Below are 24,599 nucleotides of genomic sequence, written 5' to 3' on the forward strand. Positions count from 1 at the left end.
CATTGTGCGAGTCGATTGCAGCCAGCATTCAACGAACCTCACGTTCAAACTCGAGCCGAGCCTCGGTGAGAATGCGAGCGAGAGCGGCCCAAAGCTGGCGCGGTTCGAGATGACGGTGGAGGTCCCCGCGGACTTTACACTCGACACGATCCACCCGGATCTTTTGGGGCTGACTGCGCTACTCGTAGTCCAGCCCTGGGTGGCTGGAACCTTGGAACTCAGCCACCCGGTTAGCCAGACGTTCGCGGACGCAGTGTCTGAGCAAATGGGGATTGCAGTTTCGCCCATCTCTGCTACGCAGGCGGTGCGAGTTGCCCCAGAGAATTCGCGCCCAGCCCTAGCCTTTAGCGGGGGTGTGGACTCGGTGGCAGTCGCGGCGGTGATGCCTGACGAGACGATTTACTACTTCAATGATCGCCCAGAACTTGCCGGCGCGAAGAAGTCGATGTATGACAAGAGCGCCGCTATTTACGCGTGCGACGGAATGGAAGAGCTCGGGCGCACAGTGCGCAGGGTGAATTGCGACGTTGAACATGTACGCGCACCCGTGGGCGTGCCGGTTGATTATTCCAATGCAATTCCCGCTGTTGTCTATGCCGACATCGACGGCATTGGTTCCGTAAGTTGGGGGACCATCGCCGAGTCGGCCTATCGCATTGGCACGCGACACTACATCGACTACAGCACGCGCCCCATATTTACTCGATGGGCGCGTGTCTTTGAGGCCGCCGGTCTAGATTTCTTCAACCCGCTCGCGGGTGTGAGCGAGGTGGGCACAAGTGAGATTGTGAGGCACTCGCCAGGTGGACAACTAGCTCAGTCCTGCATCCGGGGCGTGCCAGGGGCGCCGTGTGCGCGATGCTGGAAATGTATCCGGAAGACGCTCCTTGACTCATCTTTGTCAGGAAACTGGCCTACCGAGGCTTGGGTTGCCAACAGTCTGGCTGCACCCGAACCGATGCGCTACCTCACCAATCTCCCCATCAAACACGAGTGCGTTCTCACGTACGCCATGAGTAACTACCAGGGGGAGATTCCCCAACTCCAGCTTCTGAGTCGCAGGGTGCGGGGCGACAGCATGGACGTGAGCTGGCTCAAGCGCTATTACGGCCCGGCTCTGGACGCGATTCCCGCGCGTTACCGTGATGGTGTCGTCGACAAGCTAAATGAGTATCTCGCCCCGATGTCCGAAGCCGACGAGCGGTCCTTCGAGGCCTGGTCGGTTGAGATAGTCGAAACTGACCCCCAATTCAGCGCGCTGTCAAATGCGTTCGAAAATTCCGTGAAGGTAGCGGTATTGCAAGCTGAATTGGAGAAATGTACGAAGCGCGGCGCGGCAGTGGAGAATGACCTGCGACGTCTTCGAGAGCAGCCGACGACCTCCTGGGGTCGTTTTAAGCGGAGTCCGGTCGGAAGAAAGATCGCAGGAGTCAAACGCAAGCTCGGAACGCGGAAGTAGTCAGGTCTCCGTCGGGAAGGTACTCGGTCGCGGAGCGGTCCTGGATCGGGGTCGCGAATTCATAATGTAGATCCGTTGGCCGCTAGGAGGAGTGACATGTACAAGATCCCAAGCCTCTCGCCCGCGGTGGTCGACCAGGTCATCGATAACATTCGCCGTGATTGCAGGGACGGACGCGATTTCGCGCGTCGCCTGGCACGTTGGGCTCTTCGCGACGGGTCGGATGCTGTGCTCAACGTGGTCGCGCGAGGCCTTTCCACGACGATGGACTGGGACCAGCTCGTCGAACGAGCGCGCCCGGGCTCCTCGGCCTCGACCGAAAGTCTGACGCGCCGCGACGGCTATCTGCTTCGCGCGGCGGGACGGATCGTGTTTTCTCACGCAACGGAGAACGAACACCAACAGTTGGCGCGCAGTTTCTTCGATATGGCGGGCGCGCTCGACGGGGACCGTTGGCTCAGCCTTGCCGAGTACAGATTGCGTGTGCAGGTGCTCTGGGTGACCGGAGGGGAGGACTTGATCGCAGGAGTCCCGATTCCCAAACTCATGGATGATTTTGAGCGACACTTCCTGACGCTCGATCTCATGTCCCTCCAGTCGGGAGTCCGCAGCGAGGAGTGGCTGAAGTATCTCAACCGCTATGTTTTTCGTAGTCAAGGCAACGCGGATATCGTCATCGGCGACGATTCCGCGGTGCCGTTTGACTGCCTTGATGCGGCCGATTGTGCCGAGGTGGCCGATGGCCCTCTTGTCTCCGTAATCATGACGACGTTTCAGCGTCGCGACGAGATCATCCACGCAGTGAACTCGATACTTCGGCAGTCGTGGTGGAACATCGAACTGATCGTCGTGGATGATTTTTCAAGTTCTGACTTCGCCTCGGTACTTGACGCGGTCGAGGTGCTTGACAGCCGGATTCGAGTGATCCGCCTCAAGCAAAATGGCGGTACCTACATTGCGCGCAACACCGCGCTACAGGTGGCACGGGGGGAGTACGTGACCTTCCAGGATGACGACGACTGGTCTCATCCGCAGCGTATTCAGCGCCAAGTGGAACTCCTGATTGGTGACCCAGGTGTCAACTCGGTGCTCAGCACCTCCTTACGGGCTAGCGACGCCCTGCAATTCAGATTTGGTGGCGTAGCGCCGACACGCACAAATGCGTCGTCGCTGATGTTCCGCCGGTCCGCGCTTGATGTGGTGGGCGGTTTCGATACGGTACGCAAGGGCGCCGACTCCGAACTCATTTCGCGCCTGAGGATCGCCTTGCCAGGGCGCCAGGTGGTGCTCCCGGAGGTCCTGTCGTTTGTGAGGCTGTCGACAGATTCGCTGTCGAGGACGGACTTTCGTGTCGGATGGAGCCATCCTTCACGAGCCGAGTACTGGGACGCGGCAAAGCACTGGCACGGTGAGGTCGCCCTGGGGCACTCTCCCAAGATGCCACTAGCCGCGACTGAACGGGCATTTCCGGCGCCGCGCCGTTTCTTGGGCGCCGCCGCCGCATCGGCGGAGGCGAGCGGTATCGACATAGTGGTGGTGGGTGATTTCTCCGGAGACGGCGCTCCCGGCCGGATGGCCTGGCACCTGCTCTCCAAGTTGCTTTCGGAGTCGACGGCGACAGTTGGCCTTGCCGACATGAACAGCATGGGGCGTACTAACGGCAAGCTGGCCGCGCTCGCTCCATGCGTTCGTCGACTTCTGAGCGAACAGCGGGTGACTCGAGTTCTGCCTGGCGATGAGCTTCGTGTGCAGCTTCTCGTAGTAACCGACCCGGCGCTCCTCGAATTCGCCGCTCGAGACCGATGGGGTCTGGCCGCGCAGCGAGTTGTGACGTATTGTCCATCGTCCCCGCTGGTGGTCGCGGCGAGCTCACCCTGGGACTTCGGGGATTTCAGCGTCGCTGTAAAGCAGATTTTTGGGAGTCCCGTGGATCAGTGGATTGCCGCGTCCGCGCGCATCGCAGAGGAGCTTAAGCAGTTAGGTGTCGATGTGGCGCGCGACCCAATGCCGATGGCTAGCTTCGTAGACCCGATTCGCGTCGCGTCTCGCCGGACCCTCCGTACGCCAGTTATTGGCCGAATCACGGGTTCGGATAAAGCAGGTTGGCCGGAGTCGCTGGCTGACGTGAACGCGGTGTATCCCGATACCGGCGAGGCAGACGTGCGCATCTTTGGGAGCGTCCGGGCAGTTGAGAATGCACTCGGGGAAGTGCCTGCGCGATGGCTGCACTTTGCGGAGGGCGCCGTTTCGGTAGATCTCTTCATCCAGCAGCTCGATTTCTACGTGCATCAGTCGTGCACCGACACTCTTGAGCAGCCTTGCCTGGATGCGATGTTGCTGACGATAGCCGCAGGTCGAATCCTGATCGTGGACCGCGTCCTGGAGCCAGTGTTCGAAGAAGCGGCAGTGTATGCGACACCGAAGGACGCCCTGGTTACCGTGCGAGCGCTGTACGCCGATCGAGATGCCTACGCCGCCCAGGTCGCCAGGGCTAGAAAGTGGCTAGCAGACAAAACCACGGAGGCGAGTCTGGCTGAGGCCTTGGTGCTGGCGCCATAGCTCGGCGCTTCACCATCGCGGGGTCCCGACACCCGCCTACGAGGCGCTAGAAGAGATCTTGTGTGAGTAAGTGGCTTGCGTCAGAGCCCGGCGATCTCGAGCGCAGCAGTTGCCGACCTCGGCGAACCTGACGTTCGTACTCCGACTCGTCATGATGCAGTTGCTTAATCACTGCAACGACAGAATCCGACGTGCAACTCACGACCGCGTCGCCAAACTGGCTTGCGAACCGCGAGTCGACCAACACAACTCGTCCTGCGGCCAGCGCTACGAGCATCGCCCGAAATTCCGACCTGCTCGGCGGGCCCTCTGCGAAGTAGACATAGAAGTCGAGTTGCTGAATGAAGGCTGCGAAGTGACTCGCATGCGAAGGCAGGACTAGCCAGCGATCCGGTAGTGGATGGCTCGCGTAATTAAGCGCCCGGTCATCCCCGTAGAGGCGTACATCTACCGTGCCGTCTGCCGGGTACGCCTTCTCGAACCCGTCGCTTGATTGCGGCCAGCCGTCCCGGTCAGGTGGGGTGCACCTTCCAATGGTTGGCGTCTGACCGGGTTGCCTCTTCGCGACAGCCATGGCCGTGGGGTCCACAGAAAAGGGCAGGAGACGTTCTGAACACTCTGCCCCGAAAGCGCGGAGAGTGGAGCGGATATCCTCACTTAAAGCGAACCACTTGCACCCCGTAGCGCCGAACATGCTCGCAAGATTCGCAGAGACATCGCGGATGCTCCACAACGAGCTAAAACCTGACTCGGCCGGCTGGCTGTCTGCGACCAAGGTAACGCGCGAGCATAACGCGGACCATCTTTCGGGATCCTGGACCTCCAACACGGAGGCATCGGCAACGACAAGCGATCTGATCCGAACGTCATCGTTAGGCAGGATGCGGTCGACCACTCCGTCGTTCACGAGCTGGCGCACTTCAGGTGCTATCCGCGTCAACCTTCCTGATTGTCCAGCTGGGTCGCTGAGATGGATGATTCCGACGGTCGTGTTTGTGTTGATAGCGAGCTGTAGGAGTTCCCAAGTGCGGGAAAGCCATGGAGCAATTGAGCCAAAGTCGCCGGCAATCACGATCTCGTAGTCGGATCGGGCGTTCTCTAACTGAGACGCGTCAATAAAGCGGCGTGGAGCGGGGAATGACCGCCGCCCGTCTAGAGCCTCCAGAAAGGGGTGTGCGCCAAGCGAGATTCGGCTGTGCCACCACGCCGAGGATTCCCAATACTCTTGCCTGGTCGGATGGGACCGTCCCGGGCCAAAGTCAGTTCGCGAGAGGGACCCCTGGGTAAGGCGGACAAAGGCCAGCGTCTCCTCGACGACTACCTGATGGCCTGGCAATGAGGATTTCAATCGGAGAATGAATTCTGTATCACCAGCCTTCCTCACGGTGTCGAAGCCGCCAAGAACGGAGAGATCGCGAGCGCGAAACATAATTGATGAGGAATTCGTGGTGCTCGCTGGCGCGGCGGAGTTCCTGAAGCGGAGTTCCTCACTAGTGCGCAAGCAGAGGCTTAGGGTCGAATGAACCAACAGGTCGTCTATTAGGGGAGCCAACTGGCGCTCGATCCGCTGCGGGTGAGACCAATCGTCGTCGTCCTGAAATGTCACATACTCGCCTTGCGCCTGGGCGAGAGCCGTGTTGCGGCCGACGTAGGCGCCGCGGTTCTCCCTCTGTCGAATCACCCGCACGCGGGGATCCAGTCCCTCCAGCGTCGCTAGCAGGGGTTCGAACTCGGGCCCGGAGGCGTCGTCCACAATGAGTAACTCTAGGTTCGACCATGACTGCGCGAGAATTGAGCGCACCGAGTTGAGGATTTCTTCGTCGCGTTGGAAGGTGGTCATCACGACGCTGACCAAGGGGCCGTCGGAAATGGTCGGGGTTGAGGATCCCTCGACCCGATCAAAAAGCGTTCGTCCTATGGGACGCAGGCGGACTGGGCTGAGACCGCTTGGTTCGAAAATGCGGGCGTTGAGTTCCCGTAGCCATTGCCCAGACTCGCGCCCCGCGCTGGACGCAAGGACGTCAAGGTCTATCAAGTCGGACTCGATTGGCGGCAGCCAGGTGGGTGCGGGAGGAAGCGCGGCGGGCGAGACGGTTCCGCCCCTATTGAAATGGGTCTGGACTATCGCCCAGTACTCCATGAGATTGGTGTGGCGGTGCCCATCCAGCACTCGCGCGACCTCGAAGAACCCCTCGGCCAGCGCCTGGTCGTCCAGTTGGTCCCCGTGGAGAAGAGTGATCTCGCCAAGCGCGCGCCACCATGGCGCCGACTCGCGTGACAGGCCTTCTACGCCAGTTGCTAGAGCTTGGCCGGCAACGAGTTTGACCGATTCCCACGTGCCGCCTGTTTGGGCCCCCGCGGCAAGGACGTGGCGCGCAGCGTCGGCTCTGTCGCGAAGCCCGCGGTGCAACACCAGACGAGCAGCTCCAGCGATGTTTTCGCGCTGGGAGAGGCTGAGCTCGGCGAGGCTGGAGGCGACCAGTGGATGCATGGCGGGGATCGTGTTCAACTCTGTATTCCTTCCGAACTACAAGTGATGCTAACCGACTTGCCCGTGCGGGCCTGGGTCTGGCGGGAGCGTACGGATGGTGGGACAAACTGCCCAGCGGTTCAAGTATCGCGCGGTGCGAGGTCACGGCAAACCTGCCAGGAGAGTTAGCTTCCCAAATCGGGCGCCGGGCCGGGCCGCGTCCTGGGCGGTTGCCCTATATGCTTTCGAGGACAATGAAGCCATTAATAAGACGACTCGTGCGACGCCTCAAGAGAGTCCGTTCCGATGCCGACCAGATGGTCACCGACCGGCGCAACGCCCGTCAGGGTAATGGATTCGAGTACCTCGCAATTCACGACGGCCGCACTTTGAATGCCTCAGTCCTTGCCGGCGTTGGCCTGAGTCGGCTGCAGCTTGTCGGGGACGCTACCGTCGCCTTACCCGCACCTTCGACGGAGGGCAAAAGCCTCGTTTGGGTGGTCGACTTGCTGGGCCTCGGCGTGGCTCCCGGTACTTACCGACTCACCGGCATCGGGGATGGGGGAGAGGCTCATTCGACGTTCCCGCCTCCTCAGGGACGGTCGCTCTCCGACGAACCCATGGCGGACGGCAAGGTCGCGGATCTTGCACAACCCGCCGCAGCAATCACGTTGCTCGACCGCGCGGTGGGCATCGTGATCACCGCAGGTGACGCGCTTCCACACCTGGTGTCCCTCAACTACTACGGGCCCGACGCGCTCCGGATCGAGGCGTCCTCCGCCGACGGGAACCAGCGCCTAGTGGCCATAGCTCGCGAGGGCGGCACGGGGGTAGTGATCGGCGAGGTGGTCGACGGGGTCGGCGTGGTGAGGCTCACGGATCTTGAACCGCCGGATTCCGGAGAAGCTCAGCGGTGGGACGTCTCCCTGCAAGACGGCGCGGGTGTGGCTCGTGAGCTCCACGGCCCGGCGCTCGACTACAACCATCCCGACAAGACCACGTCATACGGAGACATCTCCAAGGTCTCGTCCGGCATCCGCAGCAGCTGGAAGCCGTATATCTCCCGCGCAGGTGTCCTCGCTGTGCTGGTCAGCTCTACGCAAGTGAAGGACGCCTCATGAGGATTGATTTTCTGCTGATGACGCCCGACGCCGGTACCGGAGTCGAGCGCAGCACCTTCTCGCAAGCCGAGTTGGCGGCGAGGAGCAACTCGGTCTGCATCGTCGGCGTATTCCGCACCCTTAGCGGACCCTACTTCGAGCCCCCCACGGGGGCGCGCCTCAAGTACTTGCTGGACGCGCGCGGCGCCGCGGATTCACCCAAGGTCTCGCGACTGGTTCCTCCCGAGTGGGACGACACGCACACGGCGGACTCCGACCGCGAGCTCGCGTCGTACCTGCGCGGCACCAAGGCCGACATCGTCGTCACGTCCACCCCGGCGCTGGCGGCGCTGGCAGTGGAGTTCGTCCCGGACGGCGTGCGGGTGATCCACGTCGAGCACTGCGCAAGCGCGAACCGGGGCACAAGCCTTAGCCCACTGCTGAGCCACGGCGCACGCCTGGACCTCCTCGTGAGCCAGACGGAAGATGATGCCCAATGGCTGCAAGCGCGGATCGGAGCGGCCGCGCCGCCCACGCAGGTGATGCAGCGAGTATCAAGCAGCGGCTTCCGGCCCCGGAGCACGCTTGAGAATCGCCTGGTGATAGCGGGCGGAAGGCTCGACGATTCCAAGCGACTGACGCAGCTGATCAAGGCCTTCCAAACGGCGAGCGAGCTCGTGCCCGGCTGGCGACTGCGAATCTTTGGGGACGGGCCCAAGGCCGGCGACGCGCGCTACGCAATATGGCGCAGCGGCCTCGCGGGGATGGTCGACGTGATTCCCGCCACGTCGAGAATGGCCGCCGAGCTTTCCAAGGCCTCCATCTTTGCCTCGATGTCGAACTCCGGAGGCGTGCCGATGCTGGGGCTCGAGGCCGCGGCGGCCGGTGTCCCAATGGTCGCCTACGACACGACCTCCGGCCCCGCCGAGCACATCGTCAAGTCGGGCGGCGGTCTACTGGTTCCAGACGATGAGCCGGTCGGCTTTGGCGTCGCGCTGGCACACCTGATGGTCGAGCCCGCCGAGCTCAAGAAGTACGCGGGCCTCGCAAGGGTCGGCGCCGAGAGCTCTACTTCAGAGGACATCGCCGGTCGCTGGGAGGAGATCTACCGGGCCGTGCGTCGAGGTGTCCCGGTATCGCTGCCGGAGGAGATGCCCGACGCTCAGGCAACGGAGCGGGACGGCGGAGTGCCCGATGCAAATCCTGGAGGCCGGTGGCTCGGCGTCACCTCTGCGCGACCGGGAGCCGACCGTCTGCCGCACCGGACCGCTGCCGACCGCCTACGCGAAATCTTCCAGGAACGTGGATTGGTATACGTCTGCATCGCGGACTCCGCAAACGCGCCAAGGTTCGGCCTCGACGAGGCATCGGGGCCAGCGGTCATCGACTCGCTTGAGACTCTGTTCTCAGAATTGGCGCTCGCCGGAGTCGCCCAGCGAGGGGACGCTGTACTCCACGTGGGCCCCTGGGAGGAGCCGCTCGCGCGGCCCGCCACCATCGGCTTCGCGAACGTCATCCGCGTGGTCACCCCGGGCGAAGATCCAGCTGACCGCGACAGCGTTATCGAGGTAGATCTCTGGCGTAGCGACGGCGACGGCACTCGCTTCGCGCCAAGGCTCAACCAAATTGCGGAGTGGGTGGACCGAGCCGCCTGGGAACGATGGGTCAGCAGTGGGGCGGCGACACCCTCAGGCAAGCGCGCCTGGAACCAGGCCGACTTCCCCGTTGACGCGGTGTTCACCTGGGTCGATGGCGCTGACCCCGAGTGGGACGCGCGGCGACGTGCCCGGCTCGCCTCCGATTCCGTCGCGGCGGCGCTGGACGAGGACCACGACGCGGTGAGTTCGGCAAGGTTCGTGAGCAGAGACGAGATCTACTACTCAGTGTCGGGCGTGAGGGCCTTCCTGCCGTGGGTGCGTGACATCTACATCGTCACCGACGGCCAAGTTCACGCACGCGTCGCGAAGGATTTCCCCGACGTAAAGTTCGTGAGTCACCGGGAGATCTTCCCCGATCCTAAGGTGCTCCCCGTTTTCAACTCGCGGGCAATCGAGAGTTGCATCCACCGGATCCCGGGCCTGGCCGAACACTTCATCTACTTCAATGATGACGTCATGGTCGCGAAGCCACTAGCAGTCGACTCGTTCTTCCAGGCGAATGGGGTCGCCCGCTTCTTCCCCTCGCGTCTGAACGTCAATCACGGCGCGAACTCGGATGCCCCGCACCTGCAAGCCGCCGGCAATAACCGCGAGTTGATCCTCAAGGAATTTGGGTTCGAGAACACGAACACGATGCTGCACACCCCTCACCCTCATGTGAAGAGTGTGCTGGCCGAACTAGAGGAACGTTACCCGGAGGAGTTCGCCGTCACGAGGGGTAGCGGTTTCAGGTCGCCCCGTGACTTATCGACGCTCTCCTCGCTGGCCCAGTACTACGGGTGGGCCACAGGCAGATACTCGACTGGTTCGCTGAGCTATCGGTTCCTGCGGCTCAACGGAACGTTGTTGCGCTACCGGATGACGAGCATCCTCGAGGACCAGGACGTCGAGATCGTCGCGCTCGGCGAGGCCCGTCCGGAGGACCCCCTGCACCAGGACGAGCGGGGGATCGTCGAGGAATTCCTCGAAGCGTTGATAGGTTCGCGGACCGCGGCGGAGTAGCCCCGGCGAGCGCTTTGACGTTGCCGGATCGGCGCAACAATGGCGGGCAGTCTCCCCGTGAGAAGATGAGGGTCACCCACTTCGCTGTGCCCCGTGACGATGTCCGGGCGCCGCGGCAGTGATCGTTGGCTCCGTTGATACAAGAGATCGAAAAGAGTACCTGTGAGTGATCCTCAGTTTTCAGTGATCATCCCCGCGTTTAACGTGCAGGGATACCTGCGGCAGGCAGTCATGTCCGTGGCGCTTGACGAGTCGGTTGAGGTGCTCGTGGTGGACGACCGCTCGACGGACGGCACCGCTGTCCTCGCGGACGAACTCGAGGGTTTGTTCGACACGGTCAGGGTGATCCGCCCCCCTCAGAACGTCGGCCTTGGGCGCGCGCGCAACCTGGGTATGAGTGAGGCCCGCGGCGAGTACATCGTCTTCATCGACGGCGATGACTACCTGGTCGCTGGCGCGCTCGACCGGCTACGCGCGGCCATCTCCGACCACAACCCCGACGTCGTGGTGTTCGGCTACAGCCGCCTCTACGCCAATGGCGTGGCCGAAGAGGGCGTCATGCGCGAGCCACTGCAGGCGGAGCAGCCGTTCACGGCGGCGGAACGTACCCAGATTCTCGACGTCCTCAATGTTGCCTGGAACAAGGCTTACAGGCGGTCCTTCCTCGAGGCAACCGGTATTGAGTTCCCGGTGGGCTACTACGAGGACATCCCGTGGACGTACCCGCTACTGGCCTCGGCGGGCTCCATCATCGGCGTCGATGAGCCCCTTTACATGTACCGGCAGCGCGCCTCCGGCTCGATTCTGCGCAGCACGGACGCTCGCCACCTGGAAATTGTCGACCAGTTCGACAGGCTGATGGCGAGCTTGGAAGAGTTGGAGATTCCGGACGCGATGCGTGCCGAGATCTTCACTCGAGGATTCCGCAACATCGTCACCCTCACCACCTCGAGGCGTAACCGCATCCCCCGCAATCTCCACCGGGAGTTCTACACCAAGGCCCGTCGCATTGTGAAGACGCACGAGCCAGCGGGCTACACGCTCCCCACGTCGGGAGACAAGTGGAAGCTCATGCGCCTGGTGTGGTCGATGGATTACAACGCGTTCTCCATGCGTCTATTGGTGATCGAGTCGCTGAACCGGATCAAGTCGGGCTCGCGGTCCGCACTCCGCGCAGGCAAGACCCTGCTCAGGAGGATCTATCACAACCAGCGCTTCTACCGCCTGCACCGCCGCTTCTCGCGGGTCGACGGCAGCATGGTCGTGCTCGAGAACCTGTGGGGACTCTCCCCGCGGCTGAACTGCCTGGCAATCGACCGGGAGATTCGTCGCACGCACCCCGAGATGCGCATCGTCTGGAGTGTCAACCACAAGGACAGGGGAGGTGTCCCGGCTCACATGGAATACGTGGTGACCGGTAGCCACCAGTATTACCGCGCGCTCGCGAGCGCCAAGTACTTCTTCCTAGACGTGAACCTGCCCGCGTGGTGGAGGAAGCGCCCGGGACAGGTCTTCACCGAGCTGCATCATGGCACGCCCCTGAAGCTGATGGGCATGGAGGAACGTGGTCAGGAAGTCGCATGGTTTGACGGACTGCTGAAGCGCTGCCAGCAGTGGGACTACTCCCTGGTCTCCAACTCGTATAGCGCCGAGGTGTGGAAGCACAGCTACCCCGTGAGCTGCGAGACGCTCGAGTACGGGTATCCGCGCAACGACGTGCTCGTCGACGCCGGGATCGGCGCCTGCGCCGAGGCCCGCGAACGGGTTGGCGTGGACGCCGACGCGCGAGTCATTCTCTACGTTCCCACCTTCCGCGAGAGGGACTGGGACTCCATCTCGATGAGGGAGATCGAGGAGATCGCAGGCGCGCTCGACGACGGCGACGTCCTCCTGATGCGAGGGCATTACCTAGCCGGCCGCGAACGCGGCGCCGACCTTGACCCGGCAATCATGGACGTCACCGACTACGCCAGCATTGAGGACCTCTACCTCGCTGCGGACGTGCTGATCACCGATTACTCGAGCGCAATGTTCGACTTCGCCAATCTGGGCCGGCCGATCGTCATTTTCGCCCCCGACTGGGAGCAGTACCGTCACGAGCGGGGCACGTACTTCGACATCACCGTCGACGCGCCAGGCAGTGTGGTCCACAGTGCGGCCGACCTCGCCTCGTGCCTGAGCGCCCGCGACTACGAGTCAAGCTCGAATCAGGCGCAGCTACTCCGTTTCCAGGCGATATTCTGCGAGTTCGACACGGGCCACGCGGCGCGCGACGTAGTGGCACGCGTGATCGACGGAGTGCGCCGGGACGATATTCCTCGTGCCGCGCGCCCATCCCTCACTACCTGGCAGATGGAGCGCAAGGCGTAATCCCTCGCGCCGGGTGAGCTGCTAGCGGCCAGGAATTTTGCGGCGTGCCCAGGCGGCGCCGCGTACCAATTTGTGGCTTCGCAGGCGCTCGAGCGCCTCGCGGGTGGACGCCAGCTTCTTAGTCAGGCGCTCATTCTCGGTTCGCTCATCGGCCAAAGTCACCGTGAGTTCTCGGCTGAGGTCGACGGCCTGCGCGTAGGCGTCGAACACGGGGATGATGGTCTCGTTCGCAGTTGACCACTCGCCGCGCGGCACGTAAGTGGTGGCCTGGAGCTCCGCGGTGAACTCGACGTTCGCTCCGGTGCGCATCGCGTCAGCGAGCGCGTCCCACCATCGTCGCTGGAAATCCGTTGTCTGGTCGCGCGCGTTGTCCAGGGCCGTCTGCAGCGCCTCGCCTCGGCCGGCCGCCTCGACGGCGGCGTCAAGGACCAGATGCTTGGACGACGTGGGTAGCACAAACCGCTCGAAGCCAGAGTTGCGCTGAGCGCCACGCATGCGAACAGACGAGTAGTAGGACGGGGCAATCGCCACGGCAGGGGTGGCCGTCGCGGTGCTAAAGATGAGCGGGTGATAACGCGTCGACAGCGAAAGCACTGCGCGCTCTAGGAGAGCGACATCCTCGCGCGCCGTGATCATGCGAGTCGCGCGGACGCGTGGGGAGTCCGCGAGCTTCTCGATGATGGCGTTGCTGGTCTGGTCCCGGTTCTCCTGGCTTGGATCGAGTGAGCCAGCATGGGGTGCAAGGAGGACGTCAACATCTAGCCGCTCTGCCACCTCGCGACACAGGGTGGCGAGGTCCGCTTGATACTCGCGCTTCGTCGCCCAAATGGTTCCACGGTGGTCGGCGAAGGAGGCGACAACGTACGGCTTCGTACCTGAGAGCTCGAGGGCCGACTCGCGCGCGGCATCATCGGCCTCCAACAGCAAGGCGTCGTCGAGCGTGTGATGGATCTTCGAGGGATCCGCGACGTGCTTTCGCATGAGCGCGGTAGTGGTCGACTCTCGGCACCCAAAGCTCCCCGCATAGTCCGCGATTTCTACTACTCGGTCGCGGTCCTCAACTGTGAGCATCGGCCCCACGGTCTGGCTCGTCACATAGAGCGGTTTCGCGAAGTGTTCGGCGATGCGCTTGGCGGCGAGACGTTCGTACAGGAGGTGGTAATCCCTCGAGTTCATGTTGCCGCCGCCGGCGATGAGCACCGCGTCGCAGTCGCGAATCGCAGCGTAGATGGTGCCGTCGTGAATCTCGGCGGCTAGCGACTGCTCTATCGTCGCGAGATGCTGGTCGTTCTGCTCGCGGCTCCACTTGGACTTGAAGCCCACCCGCGTCACGCAGGGCAGGTGGTAGAACGCCTCCGCAGCAGACGGCAGCCCGGCGACGAGCGTGATTGTGTCCGCCCCGCGAGTGCTCAACATGTCAACGGCGGCTTCCGTCATCGCCTCGTCGCCGAGGTGATAGAGGTACTGCCAGCCGATGTCGCCGAGGATAACTACGTTCATGGTGTCCTGCTCAAGAGTCAATAAGTGGGCGCCCCCAGTGTACCGGCGTCGCTGGCGCGTATTCGGGCCAGGCGTTCTGTCCGCCACGTGCGACGGCGACAGCGGTTTGCCAGCCAAGATTGTAGAGTCGTGATGAGCCAAGTGAAGTGAAGAGTGACGTTGGGGACGGGCAAGTTGAGGGATCTGAGGGATTGGTACGGAGCCGGACGCCGGCGCCTCAGCGCCCAAACGGGGAAATACGCGACACGGCGTGCCCCAAAAATCGTGCCCGCGCTGGCGATGGCGGTGAAGGTCGAGCAGCCCCCGGTCCCGGTTCCCGAGCTCAACCTCCTGACGGTCAGGGCGGACGCGTCAGGAGCGCTCCGGGTCGAGGGCTTCTGCGCTATACCGGGTGCCGCGCGGCCTACAACGGCCAAGGTCGTTCGCGCCCAACTCCGCGGCGCGGTAGTGCGGGTGCCGGGGGAGGTCACGCCAGCGCCCAGTTCCCCGTTGCCCAACCTCATGCGTAGTAAATCGGCTTACGGTCTCGCGGATGCCGGGTTCGACATCGTGTTTGACGTCCCCGACCGGGAACGCCCGGGGAACTATGTCGTGGAACTAGGGGTCGAGTTCGAGCATGTGTGCGTGCTGGCGAACTTTTCCCGACGTTACGAGCGAGGGTCCGCGGGGTCGCTAGGCGCGCACGCCATGGGCAATGGCGTCTACCTCCAGCCTGGCTGGAGTGCCCGCAGCGGGCTGAGGGTCGCGATTGTCCTGGGACGGCCTTCGATCGTGCCGGGCGGGGTCCGTTCCGCAGCCGGCCGATGCTCACTCGAGTTCGAAGCTCCGGCGGGCTTCCTGCCCGTCCGGGCACGATGGTCGGACTTGGCCCGCGGGCCGGCGCTGCGCGTAGAGCCCGACCCGGACGACAGGCAGGTGGCTGCCGTCCACCTGGAACTCAGCGCTCTCGGCCAGAAGCGTTCCTCCCGCCTGAAGTCGGGCATCGAACTCATCGACGGCTCGGGTGCAACCAGGCTGTTGCACGCGCCCCCGGAGTGCCTGCCGGCACCGGTACACGTTCCGGGAACCAACCTCGCGATCGCCGCAGATCGTGAGGGGGCCGTGACGATTCTGCCAGCCGACCCCGGCTGCACGGTGGACTCGGTGGAGATCGCGGAGGACGGACGCGAACTCGTGGTGCGGGGAACGTACGCCGGGGTCGCGCCCTTGGCTGTAACCCTGAAGGGTGCCCGGGTGGTGGCCACCGGGGACCTGGCTATTCTCGAGGGCAACGGTTTCGAATCTCGGATCCCTCTGCACGCCGCCGGCTGGCTTGGGCAGGACCGCCCCCTGCCATCGGGCGGCTACTCGATCGATGCCTACGACGGCGTTATCGAACGTAAGTTGAGCGTTTCGAGGTTGCTGGAGCAGTCGCTGCCCATGATCGAAAAGCGTGACGCGGTGCACGTTCGCGTCGAGCGCGACCGCGCGGGAGCCATCCTGATCGAGGCGGCGGCTCCTCTGGGCGACCGCGAGGTGGGAGCGCCCGGGCTCAAGACCGTGACCGCGCCCGCGAACCGCGGCCCAGAGATCAAAGAAGCCCTCTACCTGGAGAGCTGGTTCGGGAAGTCCTTTTCCGATAACCCGGCGCCGCTGGCCGACGCCCTGCGTGACGACTTCCCCAAGGTCTACGTCGGGGTATCCGACAACTCCGTCGAGGTGCCCGACCACGTCATCCCGGTCGTCATGGGCACCGCCGAGTGGTGGGAGGCGGTGACCTCCTCGCGAGTGGTGGTCAACAACAGCTGGATCCCCGGCTACTTCAAGAGGCGGGCCGGGCAGAAGGTCATCCAGACCTGGCACGGGACGCCGCTCAAGAAACTGGGCTTTGACCGGTCGCAGCACGAGGGCAGGGCCTCGACTCCCAAGAGCTTCGCGTGGGGAAGCTCAAAGTGGGACCTGCTGGTGTCCCCGAACGCCTACTCCACGGAAATTTTGCGCCGCGCGTACACGTTTGACGGCCAGATCGCGGAGATCGGCTACCCTCGCAACGACATCCTCACCGCCGGTGGCGGCAAGCGGGATCAGGTACGGGCCGCGCTGGGAATTGCCGCCGACGAGACAGTCGTTCTGTACGCTCCGACCTTCCGCGAGGCCGAACGCGGGCGCAGCGCCTTCTGCGACGTCGAGTCCCTTGCCCGGGACCTCGGCGCCGGCTACCGGCTGGTGGTGCGCGGTCATAGCGCGACCCTGCGTGGCGGCTCGGACCACCGGTCCGCGAACGTCCTCGACGTCACGAGCTACCCCGACTCGTCGCATATTTTGGCGATCGCGGACGTCCTGGTGACCGATTACTCGTCGGTGATGTTCGACTTCACGGCGACGCGCCGGCCCGTCGTGTTCTTCACCCCGGACATGGACCGCTACTCCAAGGATGGGCGGGGCGTCTACTTCGACCTCGACAGCGAGGCCCCCGGACAGGTGATCCGCAAGGAACGCCTGCTAGCCGATGCGGTCCGTCGCGCCTGGGCGAGCAGGGGTGCCGAGTCGGTCAGGTACGACGCCTGGGTGACCAGGTTCAACGCCTACGACGACGGTGGCGCCACCGCGCGGCTCGCGTCAATCGTCCGCGAGTGGCTCTAGGCACCCGACTACGGGCGCCTCAATCATTAGCAGTCGGGTTCAGGGCGGGACGCACCGGTGAGCTTGCGGCCCATCTGGCTCCCCATGTTCGCCAACCGCACGACCTTCCGCGATCGATACCGCTCGACGTTGTCGTGAGCACGCGCGAGAAGCGCCTCGCTCTTGATGTTGATTCTCTCCTCGGTCATCAGTTGGTCCCTGAGGGCCGCATTGTCGCCGCGGAGCGCTTCAATCTCCTGGGTGAACTGGTCGAAGATGGGGATGACCTTCTCGTTCTGCGCGGACCATTCGCCCACGGGCACATAGGTCTCGACGCGCGGTAGGTGACCGGGATCGCGCCACTCGCCGCCAAGCATCGACTGGGTCATGGCATCCCACCACGTGGACTGGTAGCCGACCGTGACTCGTTGCGTGCCCGCGAGATGCGCCCGGATAGCCTCGTCCTGTTCGAGTAACTCGGAGAACGCGTCCACCGCAAGGTGCATCGACACGGCCGGGACCACAAATCGTTCCGCGCCAACGTTGCGCAGAGCGCCGCGCATGCGGATCGAGGAGTAGTACGACGGCGCGATGGCCGCGGTGGGGGTAGTGGCTGCCGGAGCGAAGACGGCCGCGTGATAGCGCGTCGACAGCGATAGCGCGGCGCGCTCGATCAGGGCAACGTCCTCGCGTGCGGTGATCAACCCCAGGTTGCGGACGCGTCCGCTCGTGGAGTACCCGGCAATCGCTAGGTCGCTGTCCTGGTCGCGCGTGGTGCGGGCCGGATCGAAGGATCCCGCGTGAGGGGCCAGCAGGACGTCGATGTCGTTGCGCACCGCCAACTGGTCGATCAGTTTGGCCATCGCTCTGTAATAGGAATGGGCGTTTTTGAACGCCGTGCCGTGCCCGTTGGAGAACGAGGCAAGGATGTACCGGTCCGGAAGCCCCATCGCTTCCACGGCGGCGACGCTCTTCGCATCGGAACGCAGCATGACCGCATCGTCCATGGTGTGGAACACCCGTTCGGGGCGTTGCGCGAGCGACGTCATCAGCTTGTACGTAGACTCCTCGCGTGCGCCGAAGCACTCGGCGTAGTCCGCAATTTCCGCCACCTTCTCGCGGTCGACTGGGGTCAACACGGGGCCAACTGTCTGGCTCGTGACGTACAGCCGCTTGCCGAAGAATTCCGCCATTCGCTTGGCCGCGAGGCGCTCGTAGAGGTGGTGGAAGTGGGTGGAGTTCAGGTTGCCGCCGCCGGCGATCAGGACCGCGTCGCAGTCACGGATGGCGGCATGGATGCCGCCCTCCTCGAAGTCTCCCGACTCGAGCAGTTCCTCCATCACCCGCAGGTGGCCCTCGTTGCCGTCGCGCGACCACTTGGTGTTGAACCCGGCCCTGGCCACGCTCGGCAATCCGTAGAATTGTTCGGCAACCTCCGGCTGTCCGGCGACCAAGGTGATGTTGGTGATGCCGCGCTCGCGTAGCTGGTCGATGGCGGCCTCGGTCATGGCCTCGTCGCCTAGGTGATAGAGGTACTGCCAGCCAATATCGCCGATTACAACTACGTTCATGGTGCCCTCAGCGCTCCCGCCGGGCCTCGTGCCCGCGCCCGGCCATGGTAGGCGGCGCCCTGACTGCCAGCCAAGGGTCGCGCGCGCATGTTCATCACCATTTAACCTTCGCTTCGCCAAAGCACTCGGGGCGGCACCCGTGTTACGGGCAGGTAACTTTTTGAGAAATCCAGGACCTTGGGCTTGCAATTTGATTGTTAGTGACCTTTACTAACAAACATGACAACAGAGGAAGTGCAGCGACGCTCTTCGAGTAAGGCGGCCATTCCGGCTGCCCGGACCGGTGAGTCTGTCGCGGCGAACCCCGCACGGAGCACCGTCTGGGCCAGCGCGGTCCAGGCGGGCGCCCGAGTCCTCCCGGAGCACGCCCGCAGCCATAACCGGGCCTTGGTCCTCCAAGCGCTGTACCGCGCCGAAGGCCTCAGCCGCGCGGATCTCTCGCGGGAGGTGGGGCTGACGCGAGTCACCATCTCTGACCTGATCGGGGACCTGATCGCGGAGAACCTCGTCATTGAGCTGGGCATCCGCGCCGGGTCGCGTCCCGGCAAGCCCGCCACCATGCTCGACATCAACCGGGACGGCTTCGTCGTGATTGGCGTGGACCTCTCCTACAACTCGTTGTTCCGAGGCGTGCTCACCAACCTCGACGGCGCCGTCCTGCACCGCGAGGAGGTCGACGTCGTCGGCGTCTCGGGTGAGCCGGCCGTCGAGGCCGTTGCCCTCATCCTCGAGCGCCTCGTCGCCGCGGCGACCGCGCCCATCCTGGGTGTGGGAGTTGGCAGCCCCGGCATCGTCGACTCCACGGGCACCGTGCTCAGCGCACCCAACCTGGGATGGAAGGACCTGCCGCTTCAGCAGCTGCTGTCCTCCCGCTCGGGACTGCCCGTCCAGGTCGCGAACGACGCGAACATCGCCGCGCTAGCCGAGCGCACGTTCGGTGGCGGCGGCGCGGACATGATGCTGGTCCGCGCGGGCCGTGGAGTAGGTTCCGGGCTCATCGTGGGCGGGCAGCAGGTCTACGGCTCTGGCTTCGCGGCCGGCGAGATCGGCCACGTCGTGGTTGGCACCGACGGAGGCGACACCTGCATCTGCGGCAAGTCCGGCTGCCTTGAGACCTGGTTGGCGACGCCCCGGATCGAGGCACGGCTCGCGGACGCGACCACCGAGGCCGAGCGCGACGCCGTATTGCGCGCCGCGGGCGAGCGCCTCGGCATCGCCACCGCACCCATCGTGGGTGCCCTGAATTTGGGGGAAGTCGTGCTCAGCGGCCCCTCCGAACTGATCGACGGGCCGCTTCTCGCGGCATTCGCCGACACCCTTCGTGACCGAACGATGCCCGAATTTGTGGGCGACATTTCGGTCCGAATGACCACTCTCGGGCGCGACATCATCGTGCTCGGGGCCGTAGTAATGGTCCTCACCGGCCAACTCGGAGTTTACTAACTCCGTTTCGCACCACAACGACGTGGCCATGGCGGTCACGGCAGCAACCAAGAAAAGGACACCGCTATGAAGAAGACGATGATCGGAGCGGCAGCCGCAGCGACCGCAACGGCGCTCGTACTCGCTGGCTGCTCGACCTCCAGCGACGATGACACCAGCTCGACTTCGGCTGAGGCGTCGACCAGCGCCACCGGCGCGGCAGTAGCCGCCGAGCCCACGGACATCACCCTGTGGCTGATGGGTGGCGACACCAACGACGACCTGCGCCAGTACCTGAAGGACACCTACGCGACCGAAAACGGAGGCGTGCTGACGATCGAGGAGCAGGACTGGAGCAACGCCATCGCGAAGCTGACCACCGCGCTTCCCGACGCGGCTAACACCCCGGACGTGACGGAGATCGGCAATACCTGGTCGCCCACCTTCACGACTGTCGGCGCCTTCACCGACCTCACCGACATGTACGACGAGCTCGGCGGCGACAGCCTGCTGCAGTCGTTCGTCAACGTCGGCCAGGTCGACGGCCAGGACTACGCGCTGCCGTACTACTTCGGTTCGCGCTACAACTTCTACCGTAAGGACATCTACGAAGCGGCGGGCGTCTCGGTACCCACCACGCTCGCGGAGTTCAGCACCAACGCGGCTGCCCTGACCACGGACACCATGTCCGGGTTCTACATCGGCGGCTCCGACTGGCGCAATGGCATCTCCTGGGTCTTCGCCAATGGCGGCGAGCTCGCGGCTCAGCAGGACGGCGATTGGGTCTCCACCCTGTCCGACCCCAACACCATCAAGGGTCTGACGCAGCTGCAGGACCTCTACCAGACGTCCTCCCTCGCCGCTGTCAACGAGGCTGACTCCACCCCGTGGGTCAACCTCAACGACAACGAGTCCACGGGCCAGCCCGAGGCGGCAACGATCATCGCCCCCTCCTGGGCAAGCTGCTGCATCGGCGACGCGGGGACGAGCGACGACGGCGAGCCCACCAACACCTGGAACGACGAGATCAACGGCGTGTTCGTCCTGCCCGGCGTCGACGGCGGCGCGGCTCCCGTGTTCGCCGGTGGATCCAACATCGGCATCTCCGCTGCCTCCGAGAACCAGGATGCGGCCAAGCAGCTCATGACCATCATCTTCTCCGAGGGCTACCAGACGATGCTCGCGGGTGCTGGTCTTGGCCCGGGCAACCTCGACTACACCTCAGCACTGCCGGACAACGAGTTCTCGCAGGCGCTGGTCGAGTCGGCCTCCAACTCCAAGCTCACGCCGGCAGCGCCGGGTTGGGCCGCGGTTGAGGGCTCGGGTCTGCTCGAGGAGTTCTTCGGCAAGGTCAACGACGGCGGCGACATCGCGGCCCTAGCGACCGAGTACGACGCGCTCATCACGCCGATGCTCAACAACTAGTCGCCACGGTGGGGTCCCGTCTCTGACGGGCCGGGACCCCGCAGGCGAGCGGGCCACCAGTGGCTCGCCAACCTCGCGAGCTAGCCTCGCGCTCGGGTCGGGTTGCCGCGTCCCTCCAGCGGCAGCCCGACCCCACCACAAGCTTTCGAAGCACCCCCACCTCACCCTGTATCAATCGACTCCCAAAGAGAGGAGGAGAACGCCATGACCGCACCCGTGACTTCCCCCAAGCGCGCGACTCAGTCCGAGGAATCGCTGTTGGCCGCGGAGCGCTCGCGCCGAGCCAAGCGCCGCGCCCGCCTTGTCCCGTACTGGCTGATCGCCGCAGCTATCGGCATCCTCCTCGTCGGCACCGGCTACCCGACAGCGTGGCAACTCGTCACGTCCACCCAGTCCTACGGGCTCGCCCAGCAGTTCGGGCAAGCCGCCGAGTTCATCGGCTTTCAGAACTACGCCGACCTCCTCACCGACCCCCAGTTTTGGGCGGTAGTAGTCAGGTCACTGGCTTTCTGCTTCGTCGTCGCCTCCGCGACCCTCGCCCTCGGGCTCGGTTTCGCGCTACTGATGAACGCGGTCAACAAGGCCGTGCGCCTGATCCTGCAGATCTCGATGCTGCTCGCGTGGGCAATGCCCATAGTCGCGGCAATGACGGTCTGGACCTGGTTGTTCGACACCCGTCGCGGCGTCGTGAACTACCTGCTGGACAAGATCCCCGGCGTCGACATGTACCGGTTCGACTGGTTCGCCAGCCCGTGGACCTTCTTCCTCATGGCTGGCATCATCGTGACCTGGATGTCGGTGCCCTTCGTTGCCTTCTCCATCTTCGCGGGCCTTACCCAGGTTTCCGAGGAAGTCCTCGAGGCGGCGGCACTAGACGGCGCGTCCAACTCCCAGCGGCTGCGCCTGATCATCCTGCCGATCATCAAGCCGGTCATCTCGATCGTGATGCTGCTGCAGGTGATCTGGGACCTACGGGTCTTCGCGCAAATCAAGATCTTGCAGGACGCCGGGGCCAGCGGCTCTGACTACGACCTGCTCGGCACCTATATCTACAAGATCGGCACCGCGTCGCAAGACTTTGCCGCGGCGGCCGCAGCATCGGTGATCGTGCTCCTGCTGACCATTTCCATCTCATGGTGGTACGTCCACAAGATTATGAAGGAGGAGGACTGATGAAGCGCAAGTCCCGTGTTGGGCTATCAGTACTCGCCATTGTCATCTCGCTCGTGTGGATCTTCCCGGTCTACTGGATGCTGAACTCGGCCTTCCTGCCGACGCGCACCCTGGAACGATTCACCCCCACCTTCCTCCCGTTCGGCGGCTCGTGGCGCAACTTCTCCTCGGCGATTAGCGACGGGACGTTCTATTCCGCGCTGGGGATGTCGGTCGCGATCACGCTCATCGTGGTGTTCTTCTGCATCTTGTTCGCGTTCCTCGCGGCGCTGGCCATCTCGCGGTTCAAGTTCCGTGGACGCAAGAGCTTCATCCTCGCGGTCCTACTCATTCAGATGCTCCCTGCTGAGGCGCTGTTCCTCGCACAGTACAAGATGATGAGTTCACTCGGCCTTCTCAACAGCGTGCTGGGCGTCTCGGTCATCTACGTGGCGGCGGTCGTTCCGTTCACGATCTGGATGCTGCGTGGGTTTGTCGCCGGAGTTCCCGCGGACCTCGAAGAGGCCGCGATGGTCGACGGCTTGAGTCGCTTCCAGGCCTTCATGCGGATCACCTTCCCGCTACTAGCGCCGGGCCTAGTGGCGGCGGGCGTCTACGCGTTCCTGCAGGCTTGGAACGAGTTCACCGTGGCGCTGGTGCTCCTGCCCGCGGAGGACGCACAGACGCTGCCCCTGTGGCTGCAGAGCTTCGTCCAGTCGTCGGCGACGCGAGCCACCGACTGGGGTGAGGTCATGGCGGCCTCGACGCTGGTCGCGGTACCCGTCATCGTCTTCTTCATGATTGTTCAGGGGCGCATGACCTCTGGCCTGGTCAGCGGGGCGGTCAAGGGATGAGCGCGCTCAGCACCCTCATGCCGGGCTTCGTGGGCACCGAGCTCCCCGAATGGGTCGCTCGCAGGCTGCGCGAGGGGATGGGAGGCGTGTGCCTCTTTGGGGAAAACGTCGTCGACCCCGAGCAGTTGCGCGCGCTCACCGACTCCATCTACGAGGCGAACCCGAACGCGATCGTGTCGATCGACGAGGAGGGCGGCGACGTCTCCCGCCTGTACCAGCATGCGGGTTCGCCGTTTCCCGGCAACGCGGTCCTGGGCAGGTTGGCGGACACCGATGCCACGTTCCGAGTGGGCGAGCAGGTGGGGTGGGAACTGCGCCGGGTGGGCATCTCGCTGACCCTGGCTCCCGACGTCGACGTGAATTCCAACCCCGACAACCCCGTCATTGGCGTGCGCAGTTTTGGGACCGACCCGCTCGAGGTGGGGCGGCACGGTGCGGCGTGGACCAGGGGCGTTCAGTCCACGGGAGTCGCGGCCAACGCGAAGCACTTCCCGGGGCACGGAGACACCGCGCAGGATTCCCACGTGGACCTGCCGAGCATCGACGCGGATTCCGCGACCGTGCGGGCCAGGGAGCTGCCTCCCTTCGTGGCCGCGATCGAGGCCGGGGTCGAGACCATCATGTCCTCGCACATCATGGTCCCGTCGCTAGACGCGGAGGTTCCGGCCACGTTCTCCAAGCCGATTCTGCAGGACCTCCTGCGCGGCGAGCTCGGCTTTGACGGCGTGATCGTGTCCGACGCACTAGACATGAAGGGCGCGAGCGGCGAGGTTGGCATTGCCCGCGCCGCGGCCCTGGCGTTGGCCGGAGGCTGCGACCTACTGTGCATTGGCACCAAGAACACTGACGAGCAGATGGGCCAGATAGCCCAGGCCATTGACGCGGCGGTCGTCGCCGGCGACCTCGGTCGCGACCGGCTAGCGGACGCGGTTCACCGCGTCGAGTCGCTGGGCGCGGTACTGGCCGCAAGGCGTGCCGACCTGTCCGCTCCGATGACGTTGGAGTTGGGAGTGGTCCCGGGGATGACATCCGCCGTGGTCCGCGAGGCATTTGCCGTGAGCGACTCCGCTCGAGAGTTGATCGCCGACGCATCGCGTACCCGCCTCCAGTCTTTGGCCTGGGTGCAGTTGCAGCCGGCGGCGAACATCGCGGTCGGACCGGCTCCCTGGGGGCCGTTCGCGACCTCGCGGGTCACGGCTTCGGCGGTCGTCGGACCCGAGGACTCCACCGCTTTCGCCGCGCTACTGCCGGCGCATTCGCTTCCCGTGGTGGTCGGCAAGGATAACCACCGCCACCCCTGGGCGCGCGCTGCTATTGACGCGCTGCGTGAACGCGGAGACGTCTTGGTGATCGACATGGGCTGGCCCGACGAGTCGCTCGCGTACGCAGACATCGCAACCTTCGGAGCGTCCCGCCTGGTAGGCGATGCGCTCCTCGACCTGATCGGACTGTAGAC

The 24,599-nt window shown here is 64.2% G+C and carries 13 protein-coding genes and 1 pseudogene; 11 read left to right on the forward strand and 3 right to left on the reverse strand.

The genetic code is table 11. The annotated features are described in order from the left end of the window. Positions 1-4: 4 nt before the first annotated feature. Positions 5-1,459: a DUF6395 domain-containing protein gene (locus ACQU6B_RS02355; protein ID WP_430868440.1), complete on the forward strand. Its 1,455-nt coding sequence runs from the start codon at positions 5-7 to the stop codon at positions 1,457-1,459. Between the two features lie 96 nt (positions 1,460-1,555). Further along, the gene (locus ACQU6B_RS02360) at positions 1,556-4,018 is read left to right on the forward strand and encodes a glycosyltransferase family 2 protein (protein WP_430868441.1); all 2,463 of its coding nucleotides are present in this window, start codon (positions 1,556-1,558) and stop codon (positions 4,016-4,018) included. Between the two features lie 46 nt (positions 4,019-4,064). On the opposite strand, the gene ACQU6B_RS02365 is transcribed toward ACQU6B_RS02360, so the two are convergent. After that, a complete protein-coding gene (locus tag ACQU6B_RS02365) occupies positions 4,065-6,527 on the reverse strand; it encodes a glycosyltransferase family 2 protein (protein ID WP_430868442.1) in 2,463 nt (820 codons plus the stop codon). 239 nt (positions 6,528-6,766) lie between these two features. On the opposite strand from ACQU6B_RS02365, the gene ACQU6B_RS02370 reads away from it, so the two are divergent. The 3 genes from ACQU6B_RS02370 to ACQU6B_RS02380 all read left to right on the forward strand — a co-directional run bounded on the left by ACQU6B_RS02370 (position 6,767) and on the right by ACQU6B_RS02380 (position 12,618). Beyond that, positions 6,767-7,609 carry a hypothetical protein gene (locus ACQU6B_RS02370; RefSeq protein ID WP_430868443.1) on the forward strand — a complete coding sequence of 281 codons (843 nt, stop codon included), beginning with the start codon at positions 6,767-6,769 and terminating at the stop codon, positions 7,607-7,609. After that, the gene (locus ACQU6B_RS02375) at positions 7,606-10,248 is read left to right on the forward strand and encodes a stealth conserved region 3 domain-containing protein (protein ID WP_430868444.1); all 2,643 of its coding nucleotides are present in this window, start codon (positions 7,606-7,608) and stop codon (positions 10,246-10,248) included. The genes ACQU6B_RS02370 and ACQU6B_RS02375 overlap by 4 nt, the downstream gene beginning before the upstream one ends. Before the next feature lie 162 nt (positions 10,249-10,410). Continuing rightward, positions 10,411-12,618 carry a bifunctional glycosyltransferase/CDP-glycerol:glycerophosphate glycerophosphotransferase gene (locus tag ACQU6B_RS02380; protein ID WP_430868445.1) on the forward strand — a complete coding sequence of 736 codons (2,208 nt, stop codon included), beginning with the start codon at positions 10,411-10,413 and terminating at the stop codon, positions 12,616-12,618. A gap of 573 nt (positions 12,619-13,191) precedes the next feature. On the opposite strand, the pseudogene ACQU6B_RS02385 reads toward ACQU6B_RS02380, so the two are convergent. Then, positions 13,192-14,118: pseudogene (locus tag ACQU6B_RS02385) on the reverse strand (polysaccharide pyruvyl transferase family protein); the annotation flags it as partial. Positions 14,119-14,382: 264 nt separating this feature from the next. Between ACQU6B_RS02385 and ACQU6B_RS02390 the strand changes: the two are divergent. Continuing rightward, on the forward strand, positions 14,383-16,740 hold the full coding sequence (locus ACQU6B_RS02390) for a CDP-glycerol glycerophosphotransferase family protein (RefSeq protein WP_430868446.1): 2,358 nt from the start codon (positions 14,383-14,385) through the stop codon (positions 16,738-16,740). Positions 16,741-16,766: 26 nt separating this feature from the next. On the opposite strand, the gene ACQU6B_RS02395 is transcribed toward ACQU6B_RS02390, so the two are convergent. After that, positions 16,767-18,290, reverse strand: a complete 1,524-nt coding sequence (locus tag ACQU6B_RS02395) for a polysaccharide pyruvyl transferase family protein (protein WP_430868447.1) — start codon at positions 18,288-18,290, stop codon at positions 16,767-16,769. 219 nt (positions 18,291-18,509) lie between these two features. Here ACQU6B_RS02395 and ACQU6B_RS02400 point away from each other — a divergent pair, with 219 nt between their 5' ends. The 5 genes from ACQU6B_RS02400 (at position 18,510) to ACQU6B_RS02420 (ending at position 24,597) form a co-directional block, all read left to right on the forward strand. Beyond that, positions 18,510-19,733 carry an ROK family protein gene (locus ACQU6B_RS02400; RefSeq protein ID WP_430868448.1) on the forward strand — a complete coding sequence of 408 codons (1,224 nt, stop codon included), beginning with the start codon at positions 18,510-18,512 and terminating at the stop codon, positions 19,731-19,733. A 66-nt stretch (positions 19,734-19,799) separates the two neighbouring features. Continuing rightward, positions 19,800-21,137, forward strand: a complete 1,338-nt coding sequence (locus ACQU6B_RS02405) for an extracellular solute-binding protein (RefSeq protein ID WP_430868449.1) — start codon at positions 19,800-19,802, stop codon at positions 21,135-21,137. Positions 21,138-21,341: 204 nt separating this feature from the next. Next, positions 21,342-22,310 carry a carbohydrate ABC transporter permease gene (locus tag ACQU6B_RS02410; RefSeq protein ID WP_430868450.1) on the forward strand — a complete coding sequence of 323 codons (969 nt, stop codon included), beginning with the start codon at positions 21,342-21,344 and terminating at the stop codon, positions 22,308-22,310. After that, the gene (locus tag ACQU6B_RS02415) at positions 22,310-23,143 is read left to right on the forward strand and encodes a carbohydrate ABC transporter permease (protein WP_430868451.1); all 834 of its coding nucleotides are present in this window, start codon (positions 22,310-22,312) and stop codon (positions 23,141-23,143) included. Before ACQU6B_RS02410 ends, ACQU6B_RS02415 begins: the two co-directional genes overlap by 1 nt. Beyond that, complete coding sequence (locus tag ACQU6B_RS02420; protein WP_430868452.1) at positions 23,140-24,597, forward strand: glycoside hydrolase family 3 protein; 1,458 nt, start codon at positions 23,140-23,142, stop codon at positions 24,595-24,597. Before ACQU6B_RS02415 ends, ACQU6B_RS02420 begins: the two co-directional genes overlap by 4 nt. The last annotated feature ends 2 nt before the right edge of the window (positions 24,598-24,599 follow it).

The organism is Demequina aurantiaca (genome assembly GCF_050598105.1).
In the GTDB taxonomy this organism is placed as follows: Bacteria; Actinomycetota; Actinomycetes; order Actinomycetales; family Demequinaceae; genus Demequina; species Demequina aurantiaca_A.